Origin of the sequence: Streptomyces sp. NPDC087440 (assembly GCF_044744005.1) — a bacterium.
In the GTDB taxonomy this organism is placed as follows: Bacteria; Actinomycetota; Actinomycetes; order Streptomycetales; family Streptomycetaceae; genus Streptomyces.
This window is the reverse complement of sequence record NZ_JBIUXN010000009.1, coordinates 106,589-131,113: the sequence shown is the minus strand read 5'-3', so window position 1 is coordinate 131,113 and position 24,525 is coordinate 106,589. Positions and strand designations below refer to the sequence as shown.

The following is a 24,525-nucleotide window of genomic DNA, read 5'->3' as shown; positions in this document are numbered from 1 at the left end:
ACTCTCTGCATCTTCTGCACGACCCGCACGAAGGAGAACCCCATGATCGGCCTGGTACTGGCGGCGGGCGCCGGACGGCGTCTGCGCCCCTACACCGACACGCTGCCCAAGGCGCTCGTGCCCGTCGACGGCGACACCACCGTCCTCGACCTCACCCTGGGGAACTTCGCGAAGGTCGGCCTCACCGAGGTCGCGATCGTCGTCGGCTACCGCAAGGAAGCCGTCTACGCGCGCAAGGAGGAGCTGGAGAGGACCTACGGCGTCACGATCACCCTGATCGACAACGACAAGGCCGAGGAGTGGAACAACGCCTACTCCCTGTGGTGCGCCCGCGACGTCCTCAAGAACGGTGTCATCCTCGCCAACGGTGACACCGTGCACCCGGTCTCGGTCGAAGAGACGCTGCTGGCCGCCCGCGGCAACGGACAGAAGATCATCCTCGCCCTCGACACGGTGAAAAACCTCGCCGACGAGGAGATGAAGGTCATCACCGACGCCGGTGACGCCGTACAGAAGATCACCAAGCTGATGGACCCGGCGTCCGCGACCGGTGAGTACATCGGTGTCACCCTCATCGAGGGCGACGCCGCGGAGGAGCTCGCCGACGCCCTGAAGACCACCTTCGAGCGCGACCCCGACCTCTACTACGAGGACGGCTACCAGGAGCTCGTGGGCCGAGGCTTCCGGATCGACGTCGCCCCGATCGGCGACCTCAAGTGGGTCGAGATCGACAACCACGACGACCTCGCCAAGGGCCGGGAGATCGCGTGCCAGTACTGACCCGGCTGATCCCCTCGCCGGTCGCCGTCGACATCTCCCGCGGGGCCCTCGACGACCTCGCGGTCGTCCTCGCCGACCAGCGGATCTCCGGCTCGGGCGCGCTCGCCATCGCCATCAGCGGCGGCTCGGGCCTGGCACTGAAGGAGAAGCTGTCGCCGGTGCTGCCGGACGCCGACTGGTACCCCGTCACCGACGGCACCATCGACGCGGCCGTGCGGCTCGCCGAGGAGATGAAGGGCCGCAAGCGCTACGACGCGGTCGTCGGCCTCGGCGGCGGGAAGATCATCGACGTGGCCAAGTACGCGGCCGCCCGCATCGGGCTGCCCATGGTCGCGGTCGCGACGAACCTCTCGCACGACGGCCTGTGCTCCCCGGTGTCCATCCTGGACAACGACAACGGGCGCGGCTCCTACGGCGTGCCGACGCCCATCGCGATGCTCATCGACCTCGACGTCATCCGGGACGCGCCCCCGCGTTTCGTACGGTCCGGAATCGGCGACTCCCTCTCCAACATCTCCGCCGTCGCCGACTGGGAACTCTCCCACCAGGTCAACGGGGAGAAGGTGGACGGTCTGGCCGCCGCCATGGCGCGGCAGGCCGGCGAGGCGGTGCTGCGCCACCCCGGCGACATCACCCAGGACGCCTTCCTCACCGTGCTCGCCGAAGCCCTCGTGCTGTCCGGCATCTCCATGTCGATCAGCGGCGACACCCGGCCCTCCTCGGGCGCCTGCCACGAGATCAGCCACGCCTTCGACCTGCTGTACCCGCAGCGCTCAGCGCTCCACGGCGAGCAGGTCGGCATCGGCGCGGTCTTCGCGATGCACCTGCGCGGGGCGCACGAGGAGGCCGGACTGTTCGCCGACGTACTGCGCAGGCACGCCCTGCCGGTGCTGCCGGGGGACATCGGCTTCACCGTGGAGGAGTTCGTGGCAGCCGTCCGGTACGCGCCTCAGACGCGGCCGGGGCGCTTCACGATCCTGGAACACCTGGACCTGTCCGAGGACGGCATCAGGGACGCCTACAGCTCCCTGGTGAAGGCCGTCGGCGCGTCGGGTGGACAGCCGGACGGTGGGCGTTAGCCCGGTTTGACCCACCGGTCGGGGCCCCGTAACCTTGACCGTCGGCGTCTTTTTGTGCGCCAAACCCCTGAGCAACCCCCTCCCGGATCACTTCGGTGCGTCGGGAGAGGCCGCTCGTCCTGTTTCACGCCGGAAGCGGCTGGCATCAGGGGTCCCGTCTTCGAGTGAGAGTGAGATCCGCGTGTACGCCATCGTGCGCAGCGGTGGTCGCCAGCACAAGGTTGCTGTCGACGACATCGTTGAGGTTGACAAGATTTCCACTGCCAAGGTTGGCGACACGGTCGAGCTTTCGACTCTGCTCGTTGTCGACGGCGACTCCGTGACCAGCGACCCGTGGGTCCTGGCCGGGATCAAGGTCACGGCCGAGGTCGTGGACCACCACAAGGGCGAGAAGATCGACATTCTCCGCTACAAGAACAAGACCGGCTACCGCCGTCGCCAGGGTCACCGCCAGCAGTACACGGCGATCAAGGTCACCGGTATCCCCACGGCTGCGAAGTAAAGGGACTGAGACATGGCACACAAGAAGGGCGCATCGTCCACTCGGAACGGTCGCGACTCCAATGCCCAGCGGCTCGGCGTGAAGCGCTTCGGCGGTCAGGCCGTCAACGCCGGTGAGATCCTGGTCCGCCAGCGCGGCACCCACTTCCACCCGGGCACGGGCGTCGGCCGTGGTGGCGACGACACGCTGTTCGCTCTCGCCGCCGGTGCGGTCGAGTTCGGCACGCACCGTGGCCGCAAGGTCGTGAACATCGTTCCGATCGCCGGCTGAACAAGCCAGCTTTCCTGAGCACCTCTTGAGGCGCTCGGTTTGAGCACCCCCGTGGTGCTCGGAGCGACACACCGCACGTTCCGAGGGCGGACGCTCTTTCCCGGCTACGGGGAAGCGTGTCCGCCCTCGGCGTGTTACGTATGTAGACATTCCGCATTACCTGTACTGGAGGACACCCATGACCACCTTCGTGGACCGCGTCGAACTGCATGTCGCCGCGGGTAACGGAGGCCACGGCTGCGCCTCCGTACACCGTGAGAAGTTCAAGCCGCTCGGCGGCCCGGACGGCGGCAACGGCGGACGCGGCGGCGACATCATCCTCGTCGTCGACCAGGCCGTCACCACCCTCCTCGACTACCACCACAGCCCGCACCGCAAGGCCACCAACGGCCAGCCCGGCGCCGGCGACAACCGCTCCGGCAAGGACGGCCAGGACCTGATCCTGCCCGTGCCCGACGGCACCGTGGTCCTCGACAAGGAGGGCAACGTCCTCGCCGACCTCGTCGGCCACGGCACCACGTACATCGCCGGTGAGGGCGGCCGCGGCGGCCTCGGCAACGCCGCGCTGTCCTCCGCCCGCCGCAAGGCCCCCGGCTTCGCGCTGCTCGGCGAGCCGGGCAAGTCCGCGGACATCGTCCTGGAGCTCAAGACCGTCGCCGACGTGGCCCTGGTGGGCTACCCGAGCGCCGGCAAGTCCTCGCTGATCTCGGTGCTCTCCGCAGCCAAGCCGAAGATCGCGGACTACCCGTTCACCACGCTGGTCCCCAACCTCGGCGTCGTCACCGCGGGCTCCACCGTCTACACCATCGCCGACGTCCCCGGCCTCATCCCCGGCGCCAGCGAGGGACGGGGCCTGGGCCTGGAATTCCTGCGGCACGTCGAGCGCTGCTCGGTCCTCGTGCACGTCCTGGACACGGCGACACTGGAGTCCGACCGCGACCCGATCTCCGACCTCGACGTCATCGAGGAGGAGCTCAAGCTGTACGGCGGTCTGGACGACCGGCCGCGCCTCGTCGTCCTCAACAAGATCGACATCCCGGACGGCAAGGACCTCGCGGACATGATCCGCCCGGAGCTCGAAGCCCGCGGCTACAAGGTCTTCGAAGTGTCCGCCGTGACCCGCGTGGGCCTGAAGGAACTTTCCTTCGCCCTCGCCCAGGGCATCTCCAAGCTGCGCGCCCGCCGGCCGAAGGAGGAGGCGACCCGCATCGTCATCCGCCCGAAGGCCGTCGACGACAGCGGCTTCACGGTCACCGAGGAGGACGGCGTCTTCCGCGTGCGCGGCGAGAAGCCGGAGCGCTGGGTGCAGCAGACCGACTTCAACAACGACGAGGCCGTCGGCTACCTCGCCGACCGTCTCTCACGCCTCGGCGTGGAGACCGAACTGATGAAGGCGGGCGCCCGCGCGGGCGACGCCGTCGCCATCGGCGCCGAGGAGAACGCGGTCGTCTTCGACTGGGAGCCCACCGTCATGGCCGGTGCCGAGATGCTCGGCCGCCGCGGCGAGGACCACCGCCTCGACGCCCCGCGCCCCGCGGCCACCCGCCGCAAGGACCGTGAGGCGGAGCGCGACAACTCGCAGAAGGAATACGACGAGTTCAAGCCCTTCTGACGCATCGTCAGTTATTTGCCTTCCGGCGTGTGACGCCACGACAGAGGGGCCCGGTTCCCAGAGACTCTTCCTCTCGGAACCGGGCCCCTCTGTCACGAGTGCCTTCCCCGCACCCACTCCTCCCCGCACCCTCCTGGAGCAACCTCGCGCCGCCGTCAGGGCGTCGTCACTGTCGAGGAGCAGCAGATACTCCCCGTGCACATGTTCCTGACCCACGTTGCCCACGGTTCGACAGTTCGTCGGGTGATGTCAGCGGGGTGTGAAGACAAGCGGGAACTGGCGTTCACTTCACGGGCACTTGGGTCAAGGAGATTCCAGAGGGGCGGCAGGGGGCCCGGAGGAATACGGCAAAGCGGAATCCTCGTCGCGAGCGGTCTACCCTGGAAGACCCACGTGCGGCCGCCTGTTCTGTGACGTTGGTTGCACCAGAGTTTGGGGCCGGTTTCCCCGGGGAGCGGCGCGCGGAGAGTCCGGTCGACACGGCCGGTGCAACGTTAATGAGGAGCATTCAGGGTGCACCCCGCACAGATCACCGTGGTCGTCATCGTCTTCAACGACGCGGACCGCATCGCCACGGCTGTCGAGTCCGCCCTTGCCCAGGGAGACGCCGTCGGCGAAGTGATCGTCGTCGACGACGCCTCCACCGACGGCACCCGTGACGCCGTGGACGCCCTCGCCGCCCAGCACCCCCGGGTGCGCCCCCTGCACCGCGACCACAACAGCGGCGGCTGCGGCAGCCCCCGCAACGACGGCATCGCCGCCGCGGCCTTCCCCCACGTCATGTTCCTCGACAGCGACGACGTCTACCCGCCGGGCGCCGTCGACGCTCTCCTCGCCGCAGCAGGCCCCGGCATCGACGTCGTCGCCGGGGCCTGCGTACGCCGCGAACTTCCCGAGGACCACGACACCGTGTGGGCACCCGCCCTCTACGACACCAGCGCCGGCGCCACCCTGCCCGGCACCGTCCTCAAGGGCATCACCGCACACCCCGAGTTCCTCATCGACACCCTCTCCGTCAACAAGCTCTACCGCCGCGACTTCCTCGCCGAGCACGGCGCCGTCTTCCCCGACGGCGCCTTCCACTACGAGGACTTCGTCTTCACCGCGAAGGTGTACGCGGCCGCCCCCCGCATGGCCGTCATCAGCGCCCCCGTCTACATCTGGCACGTACGCCGCTCGGACGCCGCGCTCTCCATCTCCCTGCGCCGTGCCACGCTCGCCAACTGGGAGCACCGGGTGGAGGCACACCGCCGCGTGGTCGAGGTCTTCCGCACGGCAGGACAGCCCGGCCTCGCCGTCGCCGCGCAGACCAAGTTCCTCGACTACGACCTGCCCATGTACGTGCGGGAACTGGCCCAGCGCGCACCCGACTACCGGGCCGACTGGTGGGCGCACGCCCGCACCTACCTGGCGGGCTTCGACGCCGCCGCCTACGAGGCCGCCGAGGCTCCGTCCCGCTGGCTGGCCCGCGCCCTGACGGCCTGGGAGGCACCCGCCGAACTGGAGCGGGTCATGGCCCTGGCCGCACAGCCGCCCCGCCTGCTGCCCCCCTCGTACACGAACACGGCGGGGGAGCCCGTCCTGTCCGGCCGCCAGCCCGAGGTGCTCCTCGACGGGCTCACCGCACTGCCCGCCGCCAAGCTTCCCGTCACCGTCAACGGCACGGTCTCCGTCGGTAACACGCTCGGGTTCACCCTGACGGTCCCGGAACTCCACGGCCTGCTCGCCCCGTTGAACCCGCAACGGGCCGTACTGCGGCTGACCGACCAGCACGACGCCCTCCCCGCGAAGATCCGCGAACAGCCCCTGCGCCGCATCGGCGACAGTTGGCAGGCCGCCTTCGAGGTGACCACCAAGGACCTGGCCGACGCCGCCCGCCTGGTGTCCTGGCGGGTCCAGGCCGACGTGATCTGTACGGGCGGCGCGCGCATCCCCGCGGAAGTGCGCGCCGCGCACCCGGGAGTGGCCCGCCGCAGGGTCGTACCGCGCCTGGGGCGCCCTCTGCTCGTCCAGATCCACGTGACGCCGCGAGGAGCGCTCATGGTGCGGATCGCCGGGGGACTCCACGGCGTCCTGGACGTGGCCCGACGCCGCATCAAGCGGCTGCTGGCACGCTGAACGACGACGAGGGGGCTGTCCCCGGACCCGAGGTCCCGGGGACAGCCCCCTCGTCACGTACGGCGCCGGAACCTCAGCGCTCCAGGAACTCGAAGAGCTCCTCCCACCGCTGCGTGATCGACTCCGGCGAGTACCGCTGGACGTTCTCCCGGGCCAGATCGCCCATCCGGTCCCGCAGCTCCTGGTCCTGCATCAGCCGCACCAACTGCCGCGCCAGCTCCGGAGTGTTCCCGGGACGCGCCAGCAGCCCGTCCACACCGTCCTGGACGATCTCGTGCACGCCCGGCGCACAGTCGAACGCCACACACGGCACCCCGCACGCCATGGCCTCCAGCAGCGCCAGCGGGAAACCCTCGCCGCGCGAGGACTGCGCGAACACCGAAGCACCGTGCAGTGCCCCGATCACGTCCCGGGTCTGCCCGGCCCACTCGACCGAACCGTCCAGCCCCAGATCCGTCGCCTGCTTCTTGAGCGACTGCTCCAGTTCGCCCGCGCCGTACAGCTTCAGCTTCCAGCCCGGCACCTGCGGAGCAGCCTCCGCCCAGGCGTCGAGCATCATGTCGAGGCCCTTCTGGTGACTGAGCCGGCCGATACTGACGACCGTCTTCTCCGTACGCGGAGACACCGTCTGCGGCATCATCGGCAGCGGATTGGGCATGAACCCCACGTTGTTGAGGCCCTTGACCGCCCACAGGTCGGCGTCCTCCTGCGTGAGCAGCAGCAGCCGGTCGATGTCCTTGTAGTGCTTCAGCACACGGCCGAAGCGTGAGGACTGCCGCGAGTACTCGTAGCTCTCGTGGCTCATGCCGATGACGGGGTGCCCGGCCGTGTCGGCCAGCTCCACCCACTCCATCGCCCACACCTGCGTCACGACGATCATCGCGTCCGGCGCCGCCGTGCGGAACATCCGCGACAGCTTCGCGGACGTCTCCCGCATCCCGGCGTCCCTGCGCGCGTTGTGCAGCCGTGCGGCCACGTCGACCCTGCCGCGCAGCCCGTGCACCGGCTTGCGGCCGGGAGGGCGCTTCTCGTACAGCGTCACCCGCTTGTACGGAGGGTTCTCCCCGAGGTCCATCGCGACGTCGGCGGGCGCGATGCCGACGACGGTGACCCGGTGTCCGCGTTCGGCCAGCAGCGAGGCCATCTGGGTCTGCCAGCGGGCCACGCCGCCGAGTTCGTCGACCTCGTTGCCGACGAAGAAGATGTCGCGTCGAGTCATCGGGCCCGGCCCTTTCCTCCGAAGAAGCGGTCCGCGATCTGCGCGGCCGCGTCACCGTGGTCGTACTCGCCGTACCGGTCCACGAATTCCTTCACCTGCGGACCGTACTGGGCACGCACGCCGTCCAGGTCCTCCAGCACGTCGAACAGTGCCTCCTGGGTACGGGGCACCGGGCCCGGTGCCGCGTCGAGGAGGTTGAAGTACGTGCCGCGGATGTCCTGGGAGTACTCCTCCCAGTCGTACGCGAAGAACACCAGGGGCCGCTGCAACAGCGCGAAGTCGAACATCACCGAGGAATAGTCGGTGATCAACGCGTCCGACGCGAGCAGCAGCGGTGTGATGTCCGGCTCCTCCGACACGTTGACGATGCGCCCCGCCATCGCCGGCGGCAGCGCCACCTGGTTGAGGTAGTGCGTACGCACCAGCAGCGTGCACTTCTCGCCGAACCGCTCCGCGAACTCATCGACGGAGAAGGGGAACTCGAACTTCTGCACCTTGCCCTGGGCGTTGGCCCGGAACGTCGGCGCGTACAGCACGACCGGAAGCCCGGGACGGATGCCCAGGCGCTCCTTCAACTCCTTCACCTGAGCGCTCTCCACCGTCGCGTCGCGCCCCTGCACCAGAGCGTCGTTGCGCGGGTACCCGGTGCGCAGCAGCTTGCTCTCCGGCATCCGGTAGGCGCGCGCAAGAGTGCGCACGTCGTGCTCGGTGCGCACCACGAAGTGGTCGAACCGGTCCAGTGACTTCTGGTACGAGGCCTGCTCCATCTCCGACATCAGCCGGTAGCCCGGCTCGTCGAAGCCCATGCGCTTGAGCGCGGAACCGTGCCAGGTCTGGATGTACGTCGTCTCGGGGCGCTTGGCCAGCTTCAGCGGGAAACCCTGGTTGTCCACCCAGAACTCGGCCTGTGCCAGCGCCCGCAGGTACTTCCAGGACCAGCGCTTGACCAGTTCCACGTCGGTGGGGAAGCCGCTCGGCTTCGCGCCCGCGTACGACCAGATCGCGTGGATCGGGGCGCCGCGCCGCTTCAGCTCCTCGTAGATCGCGCGCGGACTGTCGCTGTACTGCTTGCCCAGGTGGCTCTCGAAGACGACGGTACCCTTGCGCACGGGCAGCGCCTTGATCATCCGGTGGTAACCGTCGATCTTGCGTGCACCGGAGTTGAGCTCCTTGCGCACGTCGCGGGCCTTGCGGTACGTGGTCTTGGCGATCCGCGCGGGCAGGCTGTCCATGTTGTTCTGGATCAGCGCACGGGTCTTCTGGGACGCCGCGCTGTGCTGCACGATGTGGAACGCCAGGTGACCGCGCCCGGAGACCTCTGCCTCTATGCGGTCGCCCGCCAGCCGCGTCAGCCGGGGCTTGACGCCGATGATGCCGGTGCGCTCGATGTCGGTGTTGCCGACGGTGATCGCGCTCTCGGTCTTCTTCCCGTCGACCTTGAGGTGCAGCCGTACGTTCCACACGTCGTCCACGATGCCGAGCGGGCGCAACTCCTTCGCCAGCGGCAGGGCGGCCTCCCAGCGCACCCGGTCGCCGTCAACACGCACACTGCGCACGGGGAAGCGGAACGACTGCAGGCTGGTGCGGCGCGCCTTGAGCACGATCTCGGCGGACAGCTTCGCGTCCGGTGCGATCTTGCCCAGCGGGTTGACGATCGCCCCGGAGAGCTCCACGACGGTGGGCCGCTCCGTGTAACCGGTGAGGCTGTTGCGCAGATCCAGCTTGTCGACCGGCCTGGTGTGGTAGCCGAGGTCGGTGACGTCGAGCAGGGCGCGGGCGTGCGGGTCCTCCAGGTGCTCCTCGCACCAGTAGATCCGGCCGTCCTTCTCCACCAGCGGCATCGCCAGCTTGCTCCGGTTCAGGAGCATGTCGATCGCCGGCATCAGGTTGTCCCAGTCCTCCTGGAGGAGGAGGTACGCGCAGATGGCGTGGGCGGGGTGCAGTTCGTTGTACGCCTCGGGGGCGAAGGACTGGACGTACTCCCGGGCCATCTCGGCGAAGGCGTGCCGGTAGTCGTCGTCCAGGAACGGCAGTTCGCGCAAGTAGAGGACCAGGTCGTGCTTCAGGAACTTGATGTCCTTGTGCAGCTTCAGGTCGTCCATCGAGCGGGACTTCAGGATTTTGTCGATCCGCCGGTGGATCTCCACCCGGTCCGCGAAATTGTTGATTTCATTGCGGCGATTACTGATCGACTTCTTCTCGGTCTTCTCGACCACATTCCAGAAGTAGACAGTATTCGGAATCAGGGTGATGCGGGAGGCTGCCAGATAAGCCTGGGCGGAGAAAAGCAGGTCCTCGTAGTGAATCCGCTTCGGGAAAGCGAGGTTGCTTTCGATCAGGAATTCGCGCCGATAACACTTGTTCGTCGACAGGGTGTCGAACACCAGCAGGTCCGGCAGTTCCGCGACGGAGTCGAGCGTGCGCGTGGAGTTGTAGAGCCAGCGGTACCACTCGGTCGTCTTGCCGTGTCTGCTGTCGACGTGCACCCGCAGGCACAGGCCGGACACCAGGTCGGCGCCGGTGGTCTCGGCGGCCTCCAACATGTTGCGGCAGGCATTGAGTTCGAGCGTGTCGTCGCTGTCGAGGAACATCACGTAGCGGCCGCGGGACACCGCGATGCCCTGGTTGCGCGGCTCACCGCAGCCGCCGCTGTTCTCCTCCAACTGGATCGCCCGCACCCGGTCGGGGTGCTCGGCCGCGAGTTTCCTGGCCACGGCGTAAGAACCGTCCGTGGAGCAGTCGTCCGCGATGATCACCTCGACGTTGTGCAACGTCTGGTCCAGGACCGACTGCACGGCCGTCGGCAGGCGCTGGGCATCGTTGTAGACGATGACGACGACACTGATGTCCGGCACGGTCGTCGGGAGGGTGTCCGGCGAGGGAGACGGGCTTGACAAGGCCACCTCTGTGTTCACGTCCTCGGTACGTTTTGATTACTGATCCCTCACAACTGCGGGTATGTGAGGGACGGTCAACTGATGAGCCTTGAAGGATCTTGAAGGATTTCGACAGTCCTCGCCAGGCTAGCCCATGGGCGATGCCCCTGATCCCATGCCCAGAGATGCCCCGATCAGTGATCAAAGCGTCTCTGTATAGTGCCTCTATGACTTGGCTGGTAACTGGCGGTGCGGGATACATCGGTTCACACGTGGTAAAGGCTCTCGCTGACGGCGGGGAAAGCGTTGTGGTGCTGGACGACTTGAGTACGGGATCGGAGACGAGGGTTCCGTCCGGCGTTCCACTGGAGCGCGGCTCGGTACTCGACCGGGCACTCCTGGACGACGTGCTGAACAAGCACCGGGTCACCGGTGTGGTGCATATCGCCGCCAAGAAGCAGGTCGGTGAATCCGTGGAACAGCCGCTGTTCTACTACCGCGAGAACGTGGTCGGTCTGCAGACCGTTCTGGAGGCGTCCGCCGCCGCCGGGATCAAGCAGTTCGTCTTCTCCTCCTCCGCGGCCGTCTACGGAATGCCGGACGTCGACCTCGTCACCGAGGACACCCCCTGCCTGCCCATGAGCCCCTACGGCGAGACCAAGCTCGCCGGCGAATGGATGGTCCGGGCCGTCGGCAAGGCGCACGGCATGGCCACCGCCTGCATGCGCTACTTCAACGTCGCGGGTGCCGCATCCCCCGAACTCGGCGACCCCGGCGTCTTCAACCTCGTCCCCATGGTCTTCGAACGCATCGACGTCGGTAAGTCCCCGCTCGTCTTCGGCGACGACTACCCGACCCCCGACGGCACCTGCGTCCGCGACTACATCCACGTCGCCGACATCGCCTCCGCGCACGTTGCCGCCGCCCGCAAGCTGGTCGCCGCACCCGACACCCACCTGGTGCTCAACATCGGCAAGGGCGAGGGCGTCTCCGTCGCCGAGATGATCGACGTCATCCGCGAGATCAGCGGCCACCAGGACATCAAGGCCGAGGTCGCCCCCCGCCGCGCCGGAGACCCCGCCCGCGTCGTCGCCGCCGCCGACCGCATCCGCGCCGAACTCGACTGGGAAGCGAGCCATGACGTACGCGACATGGTCGAGTCGGCCTGGGCCGGCTGGCGCCACCGCCACCCGCAGGACTGACCACCCGCACACGCGCGACGTTGACGGCGGGTCCCGGACTCTCCCGGGACCCGCCGTCGCCGCATCCGTCGCCGCATCCGTCGCCGCATCCGTCGCCGCATCCGTCGTCGCGTCCGTCGTTGTCACGTCCGTCGCCGCGTCCGGGGAGCGGAACTCCCGAGCACCGCACCACGGCCCTCACGTACATTGCGGGAAACCCGGCGGACCGGAACACCGGAGCCGCGGACACGGGAGACGGTGACCGCACGCGGCAACGGCGCGCGGCACCGCACAGGCGAACCAAGGGGATGCACGCACGTGGCAGGGGCAAGCGGACGACCGGGTCAGGACGCCAGGCAGGGCGTCGGCGAGGCACGCAGAGTCGTCGTCAAGGTCGGCTCCTCGTCGCTGACCACCGCAGCGGGCGGACTCGACGCCGACCGGGTCGACGCCCTCGTCGACGTCCTCGCCACCGCGCGCGGCGGCGGCGCCCGCGAAATCGTCCTCGTCTCCTCCGGCGCCATCGCCGCGGGTCTCGCCCCCCTCGGCCTCACCAAGCGCCCCAAGGACCTCGCCCGCCAGCAGGCCGCCGCCAGCGTCGGCCAGGGCCTCCTCGTCGCCCGCTACACCGCCTCCTTCGCCCGTTACGGCGTCCGCGTCGGCCAGGTCCTGCTCACCAGCACCGACACCAGCCGCCGCGCCCACTACCGCAACGCCTACCGCACCCTCGACCAGCTCCTGGCCATGGGCGCCCTGCCGGTCGTCAACGAGAACGACACCGTCGCCACGGACGAGATCCGCTTCGGCGACAACGACCGCCTCGCCGCCCTCGTCGCCCACCTCGTCCGCGCCGACCTCCTGGTTCTTCTCTCGGACGTCGACGGTCTGTACGACGGAGATCCGGCCAAGCCGCACACCTCCCGCATCGCCGAGGTCACCGGCCCCGGCGACATCGCGCACGTCCAGATCGGCAGCGCCGGAAAAGCCGGCGTCGGCACCGGTGGCATGGTCACCAAGGTCGAAGCCGCCCGCATCGCCGCAGCGGCCGGCATCCCCGTCGTCCTCACCTCCGCCACCCACGCCGCCGACGCCCTCGCCGGACGCGACACCGGTACGTACTTCCACCGCACCGGCAGGCGCAGCGCCGACCGCCTCCTGTGGCTCGCGCACGCCTCCACGCCCCAGGGCGCACTCACTCTCGACGACGGTGCGGTACGAGCCGTGGTCGAACGGCGCACCTCGCTGCTGCCCGCCGGGATCGCGGCCGTCGAGGGCGAGTTCGGCGCGGGCGACCCCGTGGAACTGCGGGACAGCACCGGCCGCGCCGTCGCCCGCGGGCTGGTCAACTTCGACGCGAAAGAACTTCCACAACTCCTCGGCCGGTCCACCCGGGATCTGGCCAAGGAACTCGGACCTGCGTACGAACGCGAGGTCGTGCACCGCGACGACCTGGTACTGCTCCACAGCTGACGGCGTCGTGAGCGAACGCTCAAACTCCTCGTGGTGCGCACCGGGCGTCCACGAAACGGCCGAAAGTCCAGCCTCCCGGTGGAGACCTTCGGGAAAACCGCCCGCAACCGGCCCCGGACTGGTCAACTTTGTTGCGGGGGTACAGCACACAAACGCATCAGGAGGCCGCCGGTGAGACGAGCGCGCCCGGGGGCGCCGCCCCGAGGGACAGCCGAGCGAGCCCTGACGAGCGTCGGGGCGGGCGCTGACTTCGACGACGGCGGCGACGCCCGCGAGGGCCGGGAGACCGAGCCCGAGCGGCAGACCCGACCCGCCCGGCGACAGGACCCCGAGGTGTCACGCCTCTGGTACATCACGCTCAGCGTCTCCGGCGCCGAGACCCCGCTCGCCGAGGTCAGACGGGGCCTGGAACAGCTCGCGCACGACCACCCCTTCCTGCTCACCAGCCGTTACGCCGGTGACCACGCGGAGATCCGCTACTGGGAGGAGGCCCGCGACCTGCACGACGCGGCCGCCGTCGCGCTGCGCCTGTGGGGCGAACACCGTTCCACCGCGAAGCTGCCGCCCTGGGAGATCGTCGGCCTCGAAGTCATCGACCGCCACACCTACCACCAGCGCGTCGCCGAGGGTTACGGTCCGCCCCCGGCCGCCCCGGTGGGCGTCCACCCCTACTGACCCACGCTCCGGCCGCCCGTTGCCCTGCCGCCCTCCCACAAGGGGGGCCCAGGGGGCGGCGGCCCAGAGGGGCCCGCACCCGTCTCGGACTCCGAAACACCCACCTGGTGCCCCACGGCACAGGATTACGCTGCCCCCATGACCCAGCACCGCGCTCCCGCCGACCTCTCCCCGGTCCTCACCGCCGCCACCCGCGCCCGCGAGGCCGCAGCAGAGCTGGCCCCGCTGCCGCGCGCGGCGAAGGACGCCGCCCTCCTGGCGGTCGCCGACGCCCTGCTCGCCCGCACCCAGGAGATCGTCGAGGCCAACGCCGAGGACGTGGCGCGCGCCCGCGCCGCCGGCACCGCGGAGTCCGTGGTCGACCGGCTCACCCTCACCCCCGAGCGGGTGCGCGCCATCGCCTCCGACGTGCGCGACGTGGCCGCCCTGCCGGACCCGGTCGGTGAAGTGGTGCGCGGCTCCACCCTCCCCAACGGGATCGACCTGCGGCAGGTGCGCGTCCCTCTCGGCGTCGTCGGCATCATCTACGAGGCACGCCCCAACGTCACCGTCGACGCCGCAGCCCTGTGCCTGAAGTCGGGCAACGCCGTACTGCTGCGCGGCTCCTCCTCCGCGTACACCTCCAACACCGCACTGGTGGGCGTCGTACGGGACGCCCTCGCGCAGTCCGGGCTGCCCGCCGACGCCGTGCAACTCGTCCCGGGGGAGTCCCGCGACTCCGTACGGGAGCTGATGCGCGCCCGTGGCCTGGTCGACGTGCTCATCCCGCGCGGCGGCGCCTCCCTCATCCGTACCGTCGTCGAGGAATCCACCGTCCCGGTCATCGAGACCGGCACCGGCAACTGCCACGTCTACGTCGACGCACAGGCCGACCTCGACACCGCGGTCGACGTCCTCATCAACTCCAAGGCGCACCGCGTGAGCGTCTGCAACTCCGCCGAGACGCTCCTCGTGCACCAGGACATCGCCGACGCCTTCCTGCCGCGCGCCCTGGACGCCCTCGCGGCCGCCGGAGTCACCGTGCACGCCGACGCCCGTGTCCTCGCACAGGCGGAGGGGACGAAGGCCACCGTCGTACCGGCCGTCGAGGCCGACTGGGAGACCGAGTACCTGTCGTACGACATCGCGGCCGCCGTGGTGGACTCCCTGGACGACGCCGTCGCGCACATCCGGCGCTGGTCCTCCGGTCACACCGAGGCGATCGTCACCACCTCGCAGGGCGCCGCCCGCCGCTTCACCCAGCTCGTCGACTCGACGACGGTCACGGTGAACGCCTCGACCCGGTTCACCGACGGCGGCCAGTTCGGCTTCGGAGCGGAGATCGGCATCTCCACCCAGAAGTTGCACGCACGCGGACCGATGGGCCTTCCGGAGCTGACGTCCACGAAGTACATCGTCACCGGCGACGGTCACATCCGCTGACACAGTCGCGCGCTTCCTCGCACCGTTGCGCGCGCTTCCTCGCACTGTCGTGTGTGTTGCCCCGCACTGTCGCGCCCGCCCCCAGGTCGCCGAACTCCCCTGCCTCCTCTGTCCGTTCTCTGCCCAAAACGACCGCCCGGGTCTACGCTGAACGAGTGCCGGACGACGTGGAGGGCAAGCCGTTCTCGGATGGCTGGGAACCCGACGACGACCGCGGGGGCGCGGACGAGGACTTCGCCTCCGTGGTATTCGACGAGGACTTCGTCAAAGCCGCCGAATTCCATGAACCGAGTGCGGTGGAACGCCTGTTGGCCGCCGCCGAAGCGCGCGCGGAGGCGGACGCCGCCCGCGCCTGGGCGGGCCGAATGCCGCCCGACGACGACCCCGCGTACGAGACGCGCGACCAGTCCGTGCCGTACGGCGACACCGGCGGCGGCTACGACCGCTACGGCAACCCCGCCTTCCCCGGCCCCTACGGCCCGTACGGCGGGGCCCTGCGCCCGTACCGCAACTCCTCGCGCTGGCACCGGCCCGTCGCCTGGATACTCGCCCTGCTGATGGGCATCGGCATGGTGGCCTTCGCGTTCGCCGCCGTCTACCGGGGAGCCTCCGGGAGCCGAGACGGGCAGGCACCCGCGCCCGCGTCCACGAGCGGCGTCGACGCCACCCTCCCCGGCGTCCCCGGGAGCGCCCCCTCGACCTCCGCGGAATACACGGCTCCGGCCGTTTCCGCCCAACCCCGCACGCCCTGAATCCAGCAGAACCGAAGAATCCCTCGGCAAACCTTCAACGCCGCTCAAAATGACGGAACTTCCGCCGAAATTCTGTCGTACCGCGGCGTTTACCTTCGCTTCCCGCGACCTACTCTGAAAGGGAGACTCTCTCCCCACCGCAGGGCTCAGCGCTCAGGGAGAAGCGATGGCAGGTCGATCGGACCCGCCCGAGGGCACCCCGCCCGAGGGCTTTCCCAACAGTGGTGACGACGACTACCGGTCCGTCGTATTCGACGAATCGTTCGTCCGCGCCGCCCGGCTCCAGGAGTACTCCGCGACGGAACGCGTGGGGGACCACGCGCCCGCCGTCAGGACGCTCCCACCCCCACCACCGGCACCGGCCGCACGCACCGGGCGCACCCAGGTGCTCCTCCTCGTGCTGCTCGTCGTCCTCGCCTTCGCCACCGCCGTCTACATGGGCGTACGCACCCCTGCGCAGCCCACGTCCGACCACCGCGCCGAAGCCCTGCAGGCCACCGTCGTACCGCTCGCCCCCACCGGCCCGGTGCCCGGCGGCAAACCCGCCGAACTCTTCCTGCACAGCCCCGCCGCACAGTTCCGCACCGGCGCCGAAGGCATCCAGCTGCCCATCCCCAGAGGCACGCAGCACTTCTCCGAGAGCCAGGTGCAGGCCGCCCTCACCATCGCCAAGGACTACCTGGTGCAGTCCTCCCTCGACCCCCAGGTCCTCACGGGCCGCGAGGTCCGCACGGTGCGCCTCCTCCTCGACCCCGACCAGCAGGACCAGTTCGACGCCGCCTTCGACACCCCCGCGCGACCCGGCGCCGAGGCCTCCGGCTGGCTGGTGCGCTTCAACCCCGAGAAGGTGGCCCTCGCCGGCGGGGCACGCGCCAACGGCACCCTGCGCGCCGTCGAGCTCGGCCCCGACCTCCTCGACGTCACCAGCGACCACACCTTCGTCTACCCGCTGCGGCCCGCCACCGGGCAAGGCGCCGCGCGCGCCGACGGAGCCTCCCTGTTCACCGTCCGCCGGGAACTCCACTTCCGGTACGACGCCGAGGACCTGCGCCGCCACCGTACGGAACTCCTCGCCGCCTCCACCCTGGCCGGCCCGCAGGCGTGCGGAGCCCCGGGGGCGGCACAGGCCTGGCAGCCCCTGCTGGCGGGCCTGCGGGCCCCGGAGCCGGGAGAGGCGCCCACAGCCGCCCCAGGGGCTCCCACGGCCTCGGCGGGCGCGTCCACGGCCCCTTCGGCCGCTCCGGCGGCGGGCACCGACCCGTACGCCACGGGGGCCGCGACCGGCGCACTCTGCGGAACCCTCTCCGCCGCCGCGCAACCGACCGGGCCCCCGTCGCGCTGAATCAGGCCCCGGAGCCGTTCCCCCCGGAGCCGCCCCTGCCGGCCCCCGAGCCGCCGGTGAACTTGTCCCGCAGCTTGCCGCCGAGGTCGCCCGCACCGCCCGCGATGTCGCCGACCAGCTTCATCAGCGGGTCCTTGCTGGTCTTCACGGTGTCCGCGTAGTGGGCCGCGGACTCCTTGAAGGAATCCGTCACCGAGGTGTCCTTGTCCTCGTCCCGGCGCGGGTAGTGGCCGTCCATGATCCGCTGGTACTCGCGGCTCTCGGACCACTTCTTCAGCTCCGCGGCGCGCACCGTGGTGAACGGGTGCGAGCGCGGCAGCACGTTCAGGATCTTCAGGACGGAGTCGCGCAGGTCGCCGCCCGCCTCGTACTCCTCGGCCTGCTTGAGGAACGCGTCCACGTTCATCTCGTGCAGGTGGTTGCCGCCCGCTATCTTCATCAGCCCGCGCATGGACGCCTGGAGGTCCTGTCCCACCAGCAGCCCCGCACGGTCAGCGGACAGCTCCGACTTGCGGAACCACTCGCGCAGCGCCGTGATGATCGCCATGATCGCGATGTTGCCCAGCGGAATCCACGCCACCTTCAGCGCCAGACTCGTCAGGAACAGCAGGATCGTCCGGTACACGGAGTGCCCGGACAGCGCGTGCCCCACCTCGTGGCCGACGACCGCCCGCATCTCCTCCTCGTCGAGGAGTTCCACCAGCCCTGTCGTCACCACGATGATCGGCTCGTCGAGGCCGATGCACATCGCGTTGGGCTTGGGGTCCTGCGTGACGTACATCGCCGGAACCTTCTCCAGGTCCAGGATGTAACAGGCGTCCCGCAGCATCGAGTTGAGGTGCGCGAACTGTTCGTCGCTCACCCGCACCGAATCGGACAGGAACAACAGCCGCAGGCTCCGCTCCGGCAGCAGCCCGCTCAGCGCCTTGAACACCGTGTCGAAACCGCTCAGCTTGCGCAGTGCCACCAGCGCGGACCGGTCCGCCGGGTGCTCGTACGCCCGCGAGGAGATTCCGGGGAACCGCCGGCGCTGGCGGCCCGGCAGGTTCTCGTGCCCGCCGCCCTCCCCGTTGTCCCGCCCCTGCTCGTGATTGCCGTCTGTCATGAATGACCCCTGCTCTCGTACGAGACATGTCCCGTCCCCCGGACGGCCCCAGCCTAGAGGGGTGCGTCGGAGGCCCTCCCCTAGCTGACGCGACCCCGCCCGGACCGGTTGCCCGGGGGCCGATATCCGCTCAACGCCTGAGTCGGCGTGAGCGTGCCCGCTCCCGGCGCATACGATGTTGCCGAAGTCTCCCCTCCGTCTCCCGATAGGTCCGCCGAAGATGAGCCTCCACCAGACCGCAGCCCAGCTCGTGACCCTCGCCTCCGGCGAAGCCGGCGAGCACGTCGACCAGCACGCCTCCCTCAGCCCCCTCGTCACCGGCGGCGGCGCCTTCATCGCGCTGATGCTGCTGCTGTGGATCACCACCCGCTTCAACCGGGACCGCTGAACCGGACCGGGGGACCGGGCCGGGTGCACGGGCCAGTAGGGTCTGCACGCATGGGAGAGCAGGTAACGCCTACCGGTCCGGCCGGTGGCAGCAGCGCGGACGGCACGGGCAAGCGCCGCATCGGCGTCATGGGCGGCACGTTCGACCCGATCCACCACGGCCACCTGGTGGCCGCCAGCGAGGTGGCCGCACTGTTCCACCTCGACGAGGTGGTGTTCGTACCGACCGGACAGCCGTGGCAGAAGAGCCACAAGCTGGTCACCCCCGCCGAGGACCGCTACCTGATGACGGTCATCGCGACCGCGTCCAACCCGCAGTTCTCCGTCAGCCGCATCGACATCGACCGCGGCGGCCCCACGTACACCATCGACACCCTGCGGGACCTGCGCTCCCTCAACGCGGACGCCGACCTGTTCTTCATCACCGGCGCCGACGCCCTCTCGCAGATCCTCACCTGGCGCGACGCCGAGGAACTCTTCGCCCTCGCGCACTTCATCGGCGTCACCCGCCCCGGACACGACCTGACGTCCGACGGGCTGCCCGAAGGCGGTGTGTCCCTGGTGGAGGTGCCCGCCCTGGCGATCTCCTCGACGGACTGCCGCGCGCGCGTACGCGGCGGCGACCCGGTCTGGTACCTGGTGCCCGACGGCGTGGTCCGCTACATCGACAAGCGCGAGCTGTACCGGGACTGACGGCACACGGCACTGAGCAGCAGCACGGAAATGGGGCACCGGTGAACGACCGCCAGAACCCGTACGACCCTTACGCGCAGGACCCCTACACCCCGCCGCAGCCGGACATCATCGGCTACGACGCGTACGGGCAACCGGTGTACCAGCAGCCCCCGCAGCAGCAGGCCGCGCAACCGCAGCAGAACTACGACCCCTACGCGGCGCAGCAACAGCCCCAGCAGCAAACGTACGGATACGACCCGTACACGCAACAGCCGCAGCAGACCGCACAGTTCGACCCGTACGCACCCCAGGCGCCGCAGCAGCAGATCCCGGAGCAGTACGGGTACGACACCGGACAGCAGCAGCAACTGCCGCCGCAACAGCAGTGGATTCCGCAGCAGGCTCCGGCGCCGGAGCCCCAGCAGGACCGCAGGCCGCCCCGGACCGCACCCCCGGAGCCCGAGGCCGCGCAGGAGCCGTCCCCGGAGGCCGCGGCCGCCCAGCGTCGCTCGGGCACACCCGAATACGCCACAGAACAGTTCTCCTTCGTCGAGGAACCCGACGAGAACTCCGAAGACGTCATCGACTGGCTGAAGTTCACCGAGAGCCGCACCGAGCGCCGCGAGGAGGCCAAGCGGCGCGGACGCTCCCGCGTCGTCGCCCTCGCCGTCGTCCTCGCTCTGGCCGTCGCGGGCGGTGTCGGCTACCTCTGGTACGCGGACAAGCTCCCCGGCGTGTCCTCGCAGAAGAGCGGCGGCCCCGTCGTCGCGGGCGCACAGAAGCGCGACGTGATCGTCCTGCACCTGCACGACCTCAAGGACCGCAACGCCACCTCCACGGTCCTGCTCGTCGACAACACCAGCACCGGACAGGGCACCACCGTGCTGCTGCCCGACGCGCTCACCCTCGCCGACGACAACGGTGTGGCCACCACCCTCGCGAAGTCCGTCGGCGACGACGGAGCCTCCGGCACCCGCGAGTCCCTGGGCACCGCCCTCGGCACCCGCATCGGCGGCACCTGGCGGCTGGACACTCCGTACCTGGAGAACCTCGTCGAGCAAGTGAGCAACATCGAGATCGACACCGACATCTCCGTGCCGGACACGAAGAAGGGCGCGGCGCCCCTGGTGAAACAGGGCAAGCAGCAGACGCTCAGCGGCAGCATGGCCGTCGCGTACGCCACCTACCGGGCACCGGGCGAGTCCGAGGCCAAGCAGCTCGCCCGCTTCGGCGCGGTCATGCAGGGCGTCCTGAAGAAGCTCTCCGACGACCCGGACACCGCCCTGGTCACCGTACGGAACCTCGGCATGATCCTGGACCCGTCGCTGCCGGAGAAGTCCCTCGCCGCGTCCCTGGCCAAGCTCGCCGGACACGCGAAGAAGGGCGCCTACCAGACCGTGCTGCTCCCGGTCGGCCCCGACGGACGGGTCAGCGGCTCCGACACCGTCGTCAAGACCGTCCTCGGAGGCACCGCCACCGCACCCGAGCAGGGCGCAGCGGTACGGGTGGGGGTCCGCAACGCCACGGGCCGGACGGCAGCCGTCGAAGCCGCACGGATCACCCTGGTCAACGGCGGCTACACGTTCGCCGACGGCGGCAAGCAGTCCACCGCGGCCACCTCGAAGGTCACCTACGCCGACGACGCGCAGAAGGCGACGGCCGAAGAGGTCGCCAAGACGCTGGGCCTGCCGACGACCGCCGTCGCCCGGGGGAAGGCCGCACCGAACACGGAGGTCGCCGTCGTCCTGGGGCGGGACTACAAGGTTCCCGAGGCAACCCAGTAGGCCGACGCCCGCACGTGCCCCGCCGCAGAAACTCCGGCGGGGCACGTCGGCATGACGTGAGACCCTTGTGGTAATCACCGACCGCCGACGAAAGCCTGCTAGTGACCGCCACTGACCGTTCCATCGAGCTCATCAACGCCGCCGCACAGGCGGCCGCCGACCGGCTCGCGCACGACATCATCGCGTACGACGTCAGCGATGTGCTGTCCATCACGGACGCCTTCCTGCTGGCCTCCGCGCCCAACGACCGCCAGGTCAAGTCGATCGTCGACGAGATCGAGGAGAAGCTCAACAAGGAGCTCGGCGCCAAGCCGGTCCGCCGCGAGGGCGACCGCGAGGCCCGCTGGATCCTCCTCGACTACGTCGACATCGTGGTGCACGTCCAGCACAGCGAGGAGCGCGTCTACTACGCGCTGGAGCGCCTGTGGAAGGACTGCCCCGAGATCGCCCTCCCCGAGGACGCGGTGAAGACCCGCGGCAAGGCCGAAGAGCACGCCAAGCTGAACCCGGCCGGCGAGCTGGACGGAGACCTGGACGGAGACGCGTTCTGAACGGCACGGCGGCGCAGCAGCGCGCAACAGGGAGCAACCGCGGTCGTCGCATCGTCCTGTGGCGGCACGGCCAGACCTCCTGGAACCTGGAACGCCGCTTCCAGGGCAGCACGGACATCGAGCTGACCGACACCGGAGTGGCCCAGGCCCGCCGGGCGGCACGCCTCCTCGCCTCGCTGAAGCCGGACGCCATCGTGGCCTCCGACCTCCAGCGGGCCGCGGCGACCGCCGGTGAGCTGGCCGCCCTCACGGGCCTGGACGTGACGCACGACGCGGGCCTGCGCGAGACGTACGCGGGTGCCTGGCAGGGCCTCACGCACGAGGAGATCGTCGCGCAGTACGGCGAGCAGTACGCCGCCTGGAAGCGCGGGGAGCCGGTCCGGCGCGGCGGGGGCGAACTGGAGACCGAGGTCGCCGACCGTGCCGCTCCCGTGGTCCTGGCGCACGCCGACAAGCTCGCCGACGGGGGCACCCTCGTCGTCGTCAGCCACGGCGGCACCATCCGCACCACCATCGGCCGTCTTCTCGGCCTGGAGTCGCACCACTGGGAAGGCCTGGGCGGCCTCTCCAACTGCTGCTGGTCCGTCCTCGGCGAGGGCGCCCGCGGCTGGCGGCTCCTGGAGCACAACGCGGGAACCCTCCCGGAGCCGGTGCTCGGGGACGACGACTGAGCGGTTCTCGGCCCTCCCGGCCCCTCCGGGAGCGGCGGCCGACCCGGATTTCACTTTCCGGCAGGTCACAGGCTAGAGTTCTTCTTGTTCGCAGCGCAGAGCGGGAAACACCCGCACAGCACCGAGAACACGCGGGGCTATAGCTCAGTTGGTAGAGCGCCTGCATGGCATGCAGGAGGTCAGGAGTTCAATTCTCCTTAGCTCCACAATCAAGATCCCGTCCCCGTCAGGGGGCGGGATCTTTTGCTGTCCCTCTTGCGGAGCCGTGACAGAATCGACGGCCGGAGGGGGCGGCCGCCGAAGGGGAGGGGACGATGGGCGCACACAGGCGGAAGTGTGACTGGTGCGGCAGCGGAACACCGATCGTCCGTGACATGGAACCGGTCAATTCCGAGTACCAGTACTGGTGCGAGGAGTGCGCGCGGGCGCTGATCATAAAAGGCGACCCCATCGAGACGTACCGCGAGCTGGAGGGCGAGCCGATCTACGGCCGACTGCTCGACGAACACTGCACCCTCAAACGCTTCTACTCCTTCGCGCGGGCCTGACCTCTTACGAGGACCGTGACGCGGAAGCCCGCGAGGAGGAAGGCCAGCCCCACCGCGGGATAGCTCGCGGACAGCAGGAACTGGCCGAGACCCTGGTCGAGTTCGGGACGCCCCGGCCGGCCGTGCGGCACCGCCCACAGCGCGTACGAGAAGAAGACCGCCCCCGCCGCCCAGGCTCGGACCGTGCGCACACGTCCGTCCCGCACCGCCTCCCCGGCCAGGAACACGATCAGCGGCACGCACCACACCCAATGGTGCGACCACGAGATCGGGCTGATCAGCAGGGCCGTCACCGCACAGGTCAGCACCGCACGGGCGCGCTCCCCGCGCAGGGCGGCGTGCACGGCCGTGTACAGCCCCACGGCCGCAACGAGCGCCGCAGCGGCGGCCCACCACCCACCGGGGGCGCCCGTGTGCAGGAGGCGGGCCAGGACCCCGCCCAGCGACTGGTTGGCGGTGTCCTCCATCGTGCCCACCCGGGTGGACTCGAAGAGCGCACGGGTCCAGAACGTGCGGGAGTCGCGGGGCAGCAACAGGGCCGAGCCCGCCGTCGCGGCGAGGAACGCGGCGACGGCGACCGACGCCTGACGCAGCCAGGGATCGCCGCGGTACGTACCGGTGCGCCGCCCCCGGGCCAGGCCCGCCAGCAACAGGAAGACGACGAACAGCCCCGGCGTCAGCTTCACCGCCGTCGCGAGCCCGATGCCCACCCCCGCCCACCGGTGCCCCTCCCTGCGCGTCAGGTCCCACAGGACGGCGACCGCGACGGCGAGGTTGATCTGCCCGTACCGCAACGTCGTCCACACCGGCTCGCACCAGACCGCCGCCGCGGCCACCCACAGCACCGTCGTGCGGTTGTCGTGCCCGACGAGCCGCAGCGACAGATGCGCCAGGGCGACCAGCAGGGCCAGATTGCCGACCGTCGCAAGGACGCGCAGGAGACCGGGGTCCGGCAGCGACAGCGGTGTGAACAGCAGCGCCGCGAAGGGCGGATACGTCGTCGGCAGATTCGCTGCGGTAACGCGCATCGCGTAGAGGTCCCCGCCGGCCAGGACCGTCGCCCCCTCCGCGCGGTAGACGGTCAGGTCGATCATCGAGACCCGAGCCAGGCGCTGAGCGGCCCAGAAGACGGCGAAGGAGATCAGGCAGACCGCCCCTGCGACGGCGGCCGGACGCCGTGCGGCATCGCTTCGTAGGGGAACGGCGGACTCGAAGAGGGATGTGTTCACAGCGGGCGACCGTACCGTCACACAGCGGTGTGCCGGGGTGGGGGACGCGCTCGCCGGAAGGGGGTGCGGAAAGGGATTTGGTGATGCGGCGATCCACCGTCTAAAGTTGGCGATGTCGCCGGGGGAAACCACGGAGAACGACACGAAGTGCACAGCACGGGGCTATAGCTCAGTTGGTAGAGCGCCTGCATGGCATGCAGGAGGTCAGGAGTTCAATTCTCCTTAGCTCCACAGTCGAAGAAGCGGCCCCTCCCATCGGACGGGCCGCTTCTTTGTC

At 69.8% G+C, this 24,525-nt stretch carries 22 protein-coding genes and 2 tRNA genes; 20 read left to right on the top strand and 4 right to left on the bottom strand.

Annotated features, from left to right (window positions below):
• Positions 1-42: 42 nt before the first annotated feature.
• From ACIO3O_RS19850 to ACIO3O_RS19825, 6 genes are all read left to right on the top strand, one after another.
• Positions 43-780, top strand: coding sequence for a sugar phosphate nucleotidyltransferase (locus ACIO3O_RS19850; protein WP_401747434.1), 738 nt, complete (start codon positions 43-45; stop codon positions 778-780).
• On the top strand, positions 768-1,859 hold the full coding sequence (locus ACIO3O_RS19845; protein ID WP_401747431.1) for an iron-containing alcohol dehydrogenase family protein: 1,092 nt from the start codon (positions 768-770) through the stop codon (positions 1,857-1,859). The genes ACIO3O_RS19850 and ACIO3O_RS19845 overlap by 13 nt, the downstream gene beginning before the upstream one ends.
• A 181-nt stretch (positions 1,860-2,040) precedes the next feature.
• Entirely contained in the window at positions 2,041-2,361 is a 321-nt protein-coding gene (gene rplU, locus ACIO3O_RS19840) for a 50S ribosomal protein L21 (RefSeq protein WP_185026398.1), read from the top strand.
• Between the two features lie 12 nt (positions 2,362-2,373).
• Positions 2,374-2,631: a 50S ribosomal protein L27 gene (rpmA, locus tag ACIO3O_RS19835; RefSeq protein WP_018103204.1), complete on the top strand. Its 258-nt coding sequence runs from the start codon at positions 2,374-2,376 to the stop codon at positions 2,629-2,631.
• 178 nt (positions 2,632-2,809) lie between these two features.
• Positions 2,810-4,243: a GTPase ObgE gene (obgE, locus tag ACIO3O_RS19830; RefSeq protein WP_401747427.1), complete on the top strand. Its 1,434-nt coding sequence runs from the start codon at positions 2,810-2,812 to the stop codon at positions 4,241-4,243.
• A gap of 513 nt (positions 4,244-4,756) precedes the next feature.
• Positions 4,757-6,361: a glycosyltransferase family 2 protein gene (locus ACIO3O_RS19825; protein WP_401747426.1), complete on the top strand. Its 1,605-nt coding sequence runs from the start codon at positions 4,757-4,759 to the stop codon at positions 6,359-6,361.
• 73 nt (positions 6,362-6,434) lie between these two features.
• On the opposite strand, the gene ACIO3O_RS19820 is transcribed toward ACIO3O_RS19825, so the two are convergent.
• Both ACIO3O_RS19820 and ACIO3O_RS19815 read right to left on the bottom strand, forming a co-directional pair.
• Positions 6,435-7,580 (bottom strand): glycosyltransferase family 4 protein, encoded by a 1,146-nt coding sequence (locus tag ACIO3O_RS19820; protein ID WP_401747423.1) that lies wholly within the window; start codon positions 7,578-7,580, stop codon positions 6,435-6,437.
• Positions 7,577-10,483 carry a CDP-glycerol glycerophosphotransferase family protein gene (locus ACIO3O_RS19815; RefSeq protein ID WP_401747421.1) on the bottom strand — a complete coding sequence of 969 codons (2,907 nt, stop codon included), beginning with the start codon at positions 10,481-10,483 and terminating at the stop codon, positions 7,577-7,579. The genes ACIO3O_RS19820 and ACIO3O_RS19815 overlap by 4 nt, the downstream gene beginning before the upstream one ends.
• 200 nt (positions 10,484-10,683) lie before the next feature.
• Here ACIO3O_RS19815 and galE point away from each other — a divergent pair, with 200 nt between their 5' ends.
• The 6 genes from galE to ACIO3O_RS19785 all read left to right on the top strand — a co-directional run bounded on the left by galE (position 10,684) and on the right by ACIO3O_RS19785 (position 17,298).
• Positions 10,684-11,658 carry a UDP-glucose 4-epimerase GalE gene (gene galE, locus ACIO3O_RS19810; protein WP_401747420.1) on the top strand — a complete coding sequence of 325 codons (975 nt, stop codon included), beginning with the start codon at positions 10,684-10,686 and terminating at the stop codon, positions 11,656-11,658.
• A 297-nt stretch (positions 11,659-11,955) separates the two neighbouring features.
• Positions 11,956-13,107, top strand: coding sequence for a glutamate 5-kinase (proB, locus tag ACIO3O_RS19805; protein ID WP_401747417.1), 1,152 nt, complete (start codon positions 11,956-11,958; stop codon positions 13,105-13,107).
• Between the two features lie 171 nt (positions 13,108-13,278).
• The gene (locus ACIO3O_RS19800; RefSeq protein ID WP_401747414.1) at positions 13,279-13,782 is read left to right on the top strand and encodes a hypothetical protein; all 504 of its coding nucleotides are present in this window, start codon (positions 13,279-13,281) and stop codon (positions 13,780-13,782) included.
• Between the two features lie 138 nt (positions 13,783-13,920).
• Entirely contained in the window at positions 13,921-15,204 is a 1,284-nt protein-coding gene (locus ACIO3O_RS19795) for a glutamate-5-semialdehyde dehydrogenase (protein ID WP_401747412.1), read from the top strand.
• Between the two features lie 155 nt (positions 15,205-15,359).
• Complete coding sequence (locus tag ACIO3O_RS19790) at positions 15,360-15,956, top strand: hypothetical protein (protein ID WP_401747409.1); 597 nt, start codon at positions 15,360-15,362, stop codon at positions 15,954-15,956.
• A 166-nt stretch (positions 15,957-16,122) separates the two neighbouring features.
• Positions 16,123-17,298: a hypothetical protein gene (locus ACIO3O_RS19785; protein ID WP_401747407.1), complete on the top strand. Its 1,176-nt coding sequence runs from the start codon at positions 16,123-16,125 to the stop codon at positions 17,296-17,298.
• Between the two features lies 1 nt (position 17,299).
• On the opposite strand, the gene ACIO3O_RS19780 is transcribed toward ACIO3O_RS19785, so the two are convergent.
• Positions 17,300-18,403 (bottom strand): M48 family metallopeptidase, encoded by a 1,104-nt coding sequence (locus tag ACIO3O_RS19780; protein ID WP_401747405.1) that lies wholly within the window; start codon positions 18,401-18,403, stop codon positions 17,300-17,302.
• Positions 18,404-18,623: 220 nt separating this feature from the next.
• Between ACIO3O_RS19780 and ACIO3O_RS19775 the strand changes: the two genes are divergently transcribed.
• From ACIO3O_RS19775 to ACIO3O_RS19745, 7 genes are all read left to right on the top strand, one after another.
• Positions 18,624-18,791, top strand: a complete 168-nt coding sequence (locus tag ACIO3O_RS19775) for a hypothetical protein (RefSeq protein WP_189824257.1) — start codon at positions 18,624-18,626, stop codon at positions 18,789-18,791.
• 50 nt (positions 18,792-18,841) lie between these two features.
• Entirely contained in the window at positions 18,842-19,483 is a 642-nt protein-coding gene (nadD, locus tag ACIO3O_RS19770; protein ID WP_189824258.1) for a nicotinate-nucleotide adenylyltransferase, read from the top strand.
• A gap of 41 nt (positions 19,484-19,524) precedes the next feature.
• Positions 19,525-21,249 (top strand): LCP family protein, encoded by a 1,725-nt coding sequence (locus ACIO3O_RS19765; protein ID WP_401747400.1) that lies wholly within the window; start codon positions 19,525-19,527, stop codon positions 21,247-21,249.
• A 101-nt stretch (positions 21,250-21,350) separates the two neighbouring features.
• Complete coding sequence (gene rsfS / locus ACIO3O_RS19760; protein WP_345223056.1) at positions 21,351-21,800, top strand: ribosome silencing factor; 450 nt, start codon at positions 21,351-21,353, stop codon at positions 21,798-21,800.
• Positions 21,797-22,471, top strand: a complete 675-nt coding sequence (locus ACIO3O_RS19755; protein WP_401747734.1) for a histidine phosphatase family protein — start codon at positions 21,797-21,799, stop codon at positions 22,469-22,471. Before rsfS ends, ACIO3O_RS19755 begins: the two co-directional genes overlap by 4 nt.
• A gap of 133 nt (positions 22,472-22,604) precedes the next feature.
• Positions 22,605-22,677: transfer RNA gene (locus tag ACIO3O_RS19750), tRNA-Ala, on the top strand.
• A 108-nt stretch (positions 22,678-22,785) separates the two neighbouring features.
• Entirely contained in the window at positions 22,786-23,019 is a 234-nt protein-coding gene (locus ACIO3O_RS19745) for a hypothetical protein (RefSeq protein ID WP_185026367.1), read from the top strand.
• Here the strand turns inward: ACIO3O_RS19745 and ACIO3O_RS19740 are convergent.
• Positions 22,998-24,248, bottom strand: a complete 1,251-nt coding sequence (locus ACIO3O_RS19740) for a glycosyltransferase 87 family protein (RefSeq protein WP_401747396.1) — start codon at positions 24,246-24,248, stop codon at positions 22,998-23,000. The genes ACIO3O_RS19745 and ACIO3O_RS19740 overlap by 22 nt on opposite strands.
• Positions 24,249-24,406: 158 nt before the next feature.
• On the opposite strand from ACIO3O_RS19740, the gene ACIO3O_RS19735 reads away from it, so the two are divergent.
• Positions 24,407-24,479, top strand: a tRNA-Ala gene (locus tag ACIO3O_RS19735).
• The last annotated feature ends 46 nt before the right edge of the window (positions 24,480-24,525 follow it).

Bases quoted from the DNA above. Each gene is read 5' to 3' on its own strand.
- ACIO3O_RS19850 (WP_401747434.1), top strand. From the start codon at position 43: ATGATCGGCCTGGTACTGGCGGCGGGCGCCGGACGGCGTCTGCGCCCC.
- rpmA (WP_018103204.1), top strand. From the start codon at position 2,374: ATGGCACACAAGAAGGGCGCATCGTCCACTCGGAACGGTCGCGACTCC.
- obgE (WP_401747427.1), top strand. From the start codon at position 2,810: ATGACCACCTTCGTGGACCGCGTCGAACTGCATGTCGCCGCGGGTAAC.
- ACIO3O_RS19820 (WP_401747423.1), bottom strand. From the start codon at position 7,580: ATGACTCGACGCGACATCTTCTTCGTCGGCAACGAGGTCGACGAACTC.
- galE (WP_401747420.1), top strand. From the start codon at position 10,684: ATGACTTGGCTGGTAACTGGCGGTGCGGGATACATCGGTTCACACGTG.
- ACIO3O_RS19795 (WP_401747412.1), top strand. From the start codon at position 13,921: ATGACCCAGCACCGCGCTCCCGCCGACCTCTCCCCGGTCCTCACCGCC.
- ACIO3O_RS19785 (WP_401747407.1), top strand. From the start codon at position 16,123: ATGGCAGGTCGATCGGACCCGCCCGAGGGCACCCCGCCCGAGGGCTTT.
- ACIO3O_RS19780 (WP_401747405.1), bottom strand. From the start codon at position 18,403: ATGACAGACGGCAATCACGAGCAGGGGCGGGACAACGGGGAGGGCGGC.
- ACIO3O_RS19775 (WP_189824257.1), top strand. From the start codon at position 18,624: ATGAGCCTCCACCAGACCGCAGCCCAGCTCGTGACCCTCGCCTCCGGC.
- nadD (WP_189824258.1), top strand. From the start codon at position 18,842: ATGGGAGAGCAGGTAACGCCTACCGGTCCGGCCGGTGGCAGCAGCGCG.
- ACIO3O_RS19745 (WP_185026367.1), top strand. From the start codon at position 22,786: ATGGGCGCACACAGGCGGAAGTGTGACTGGTGCGGCAGCGGAACACCG.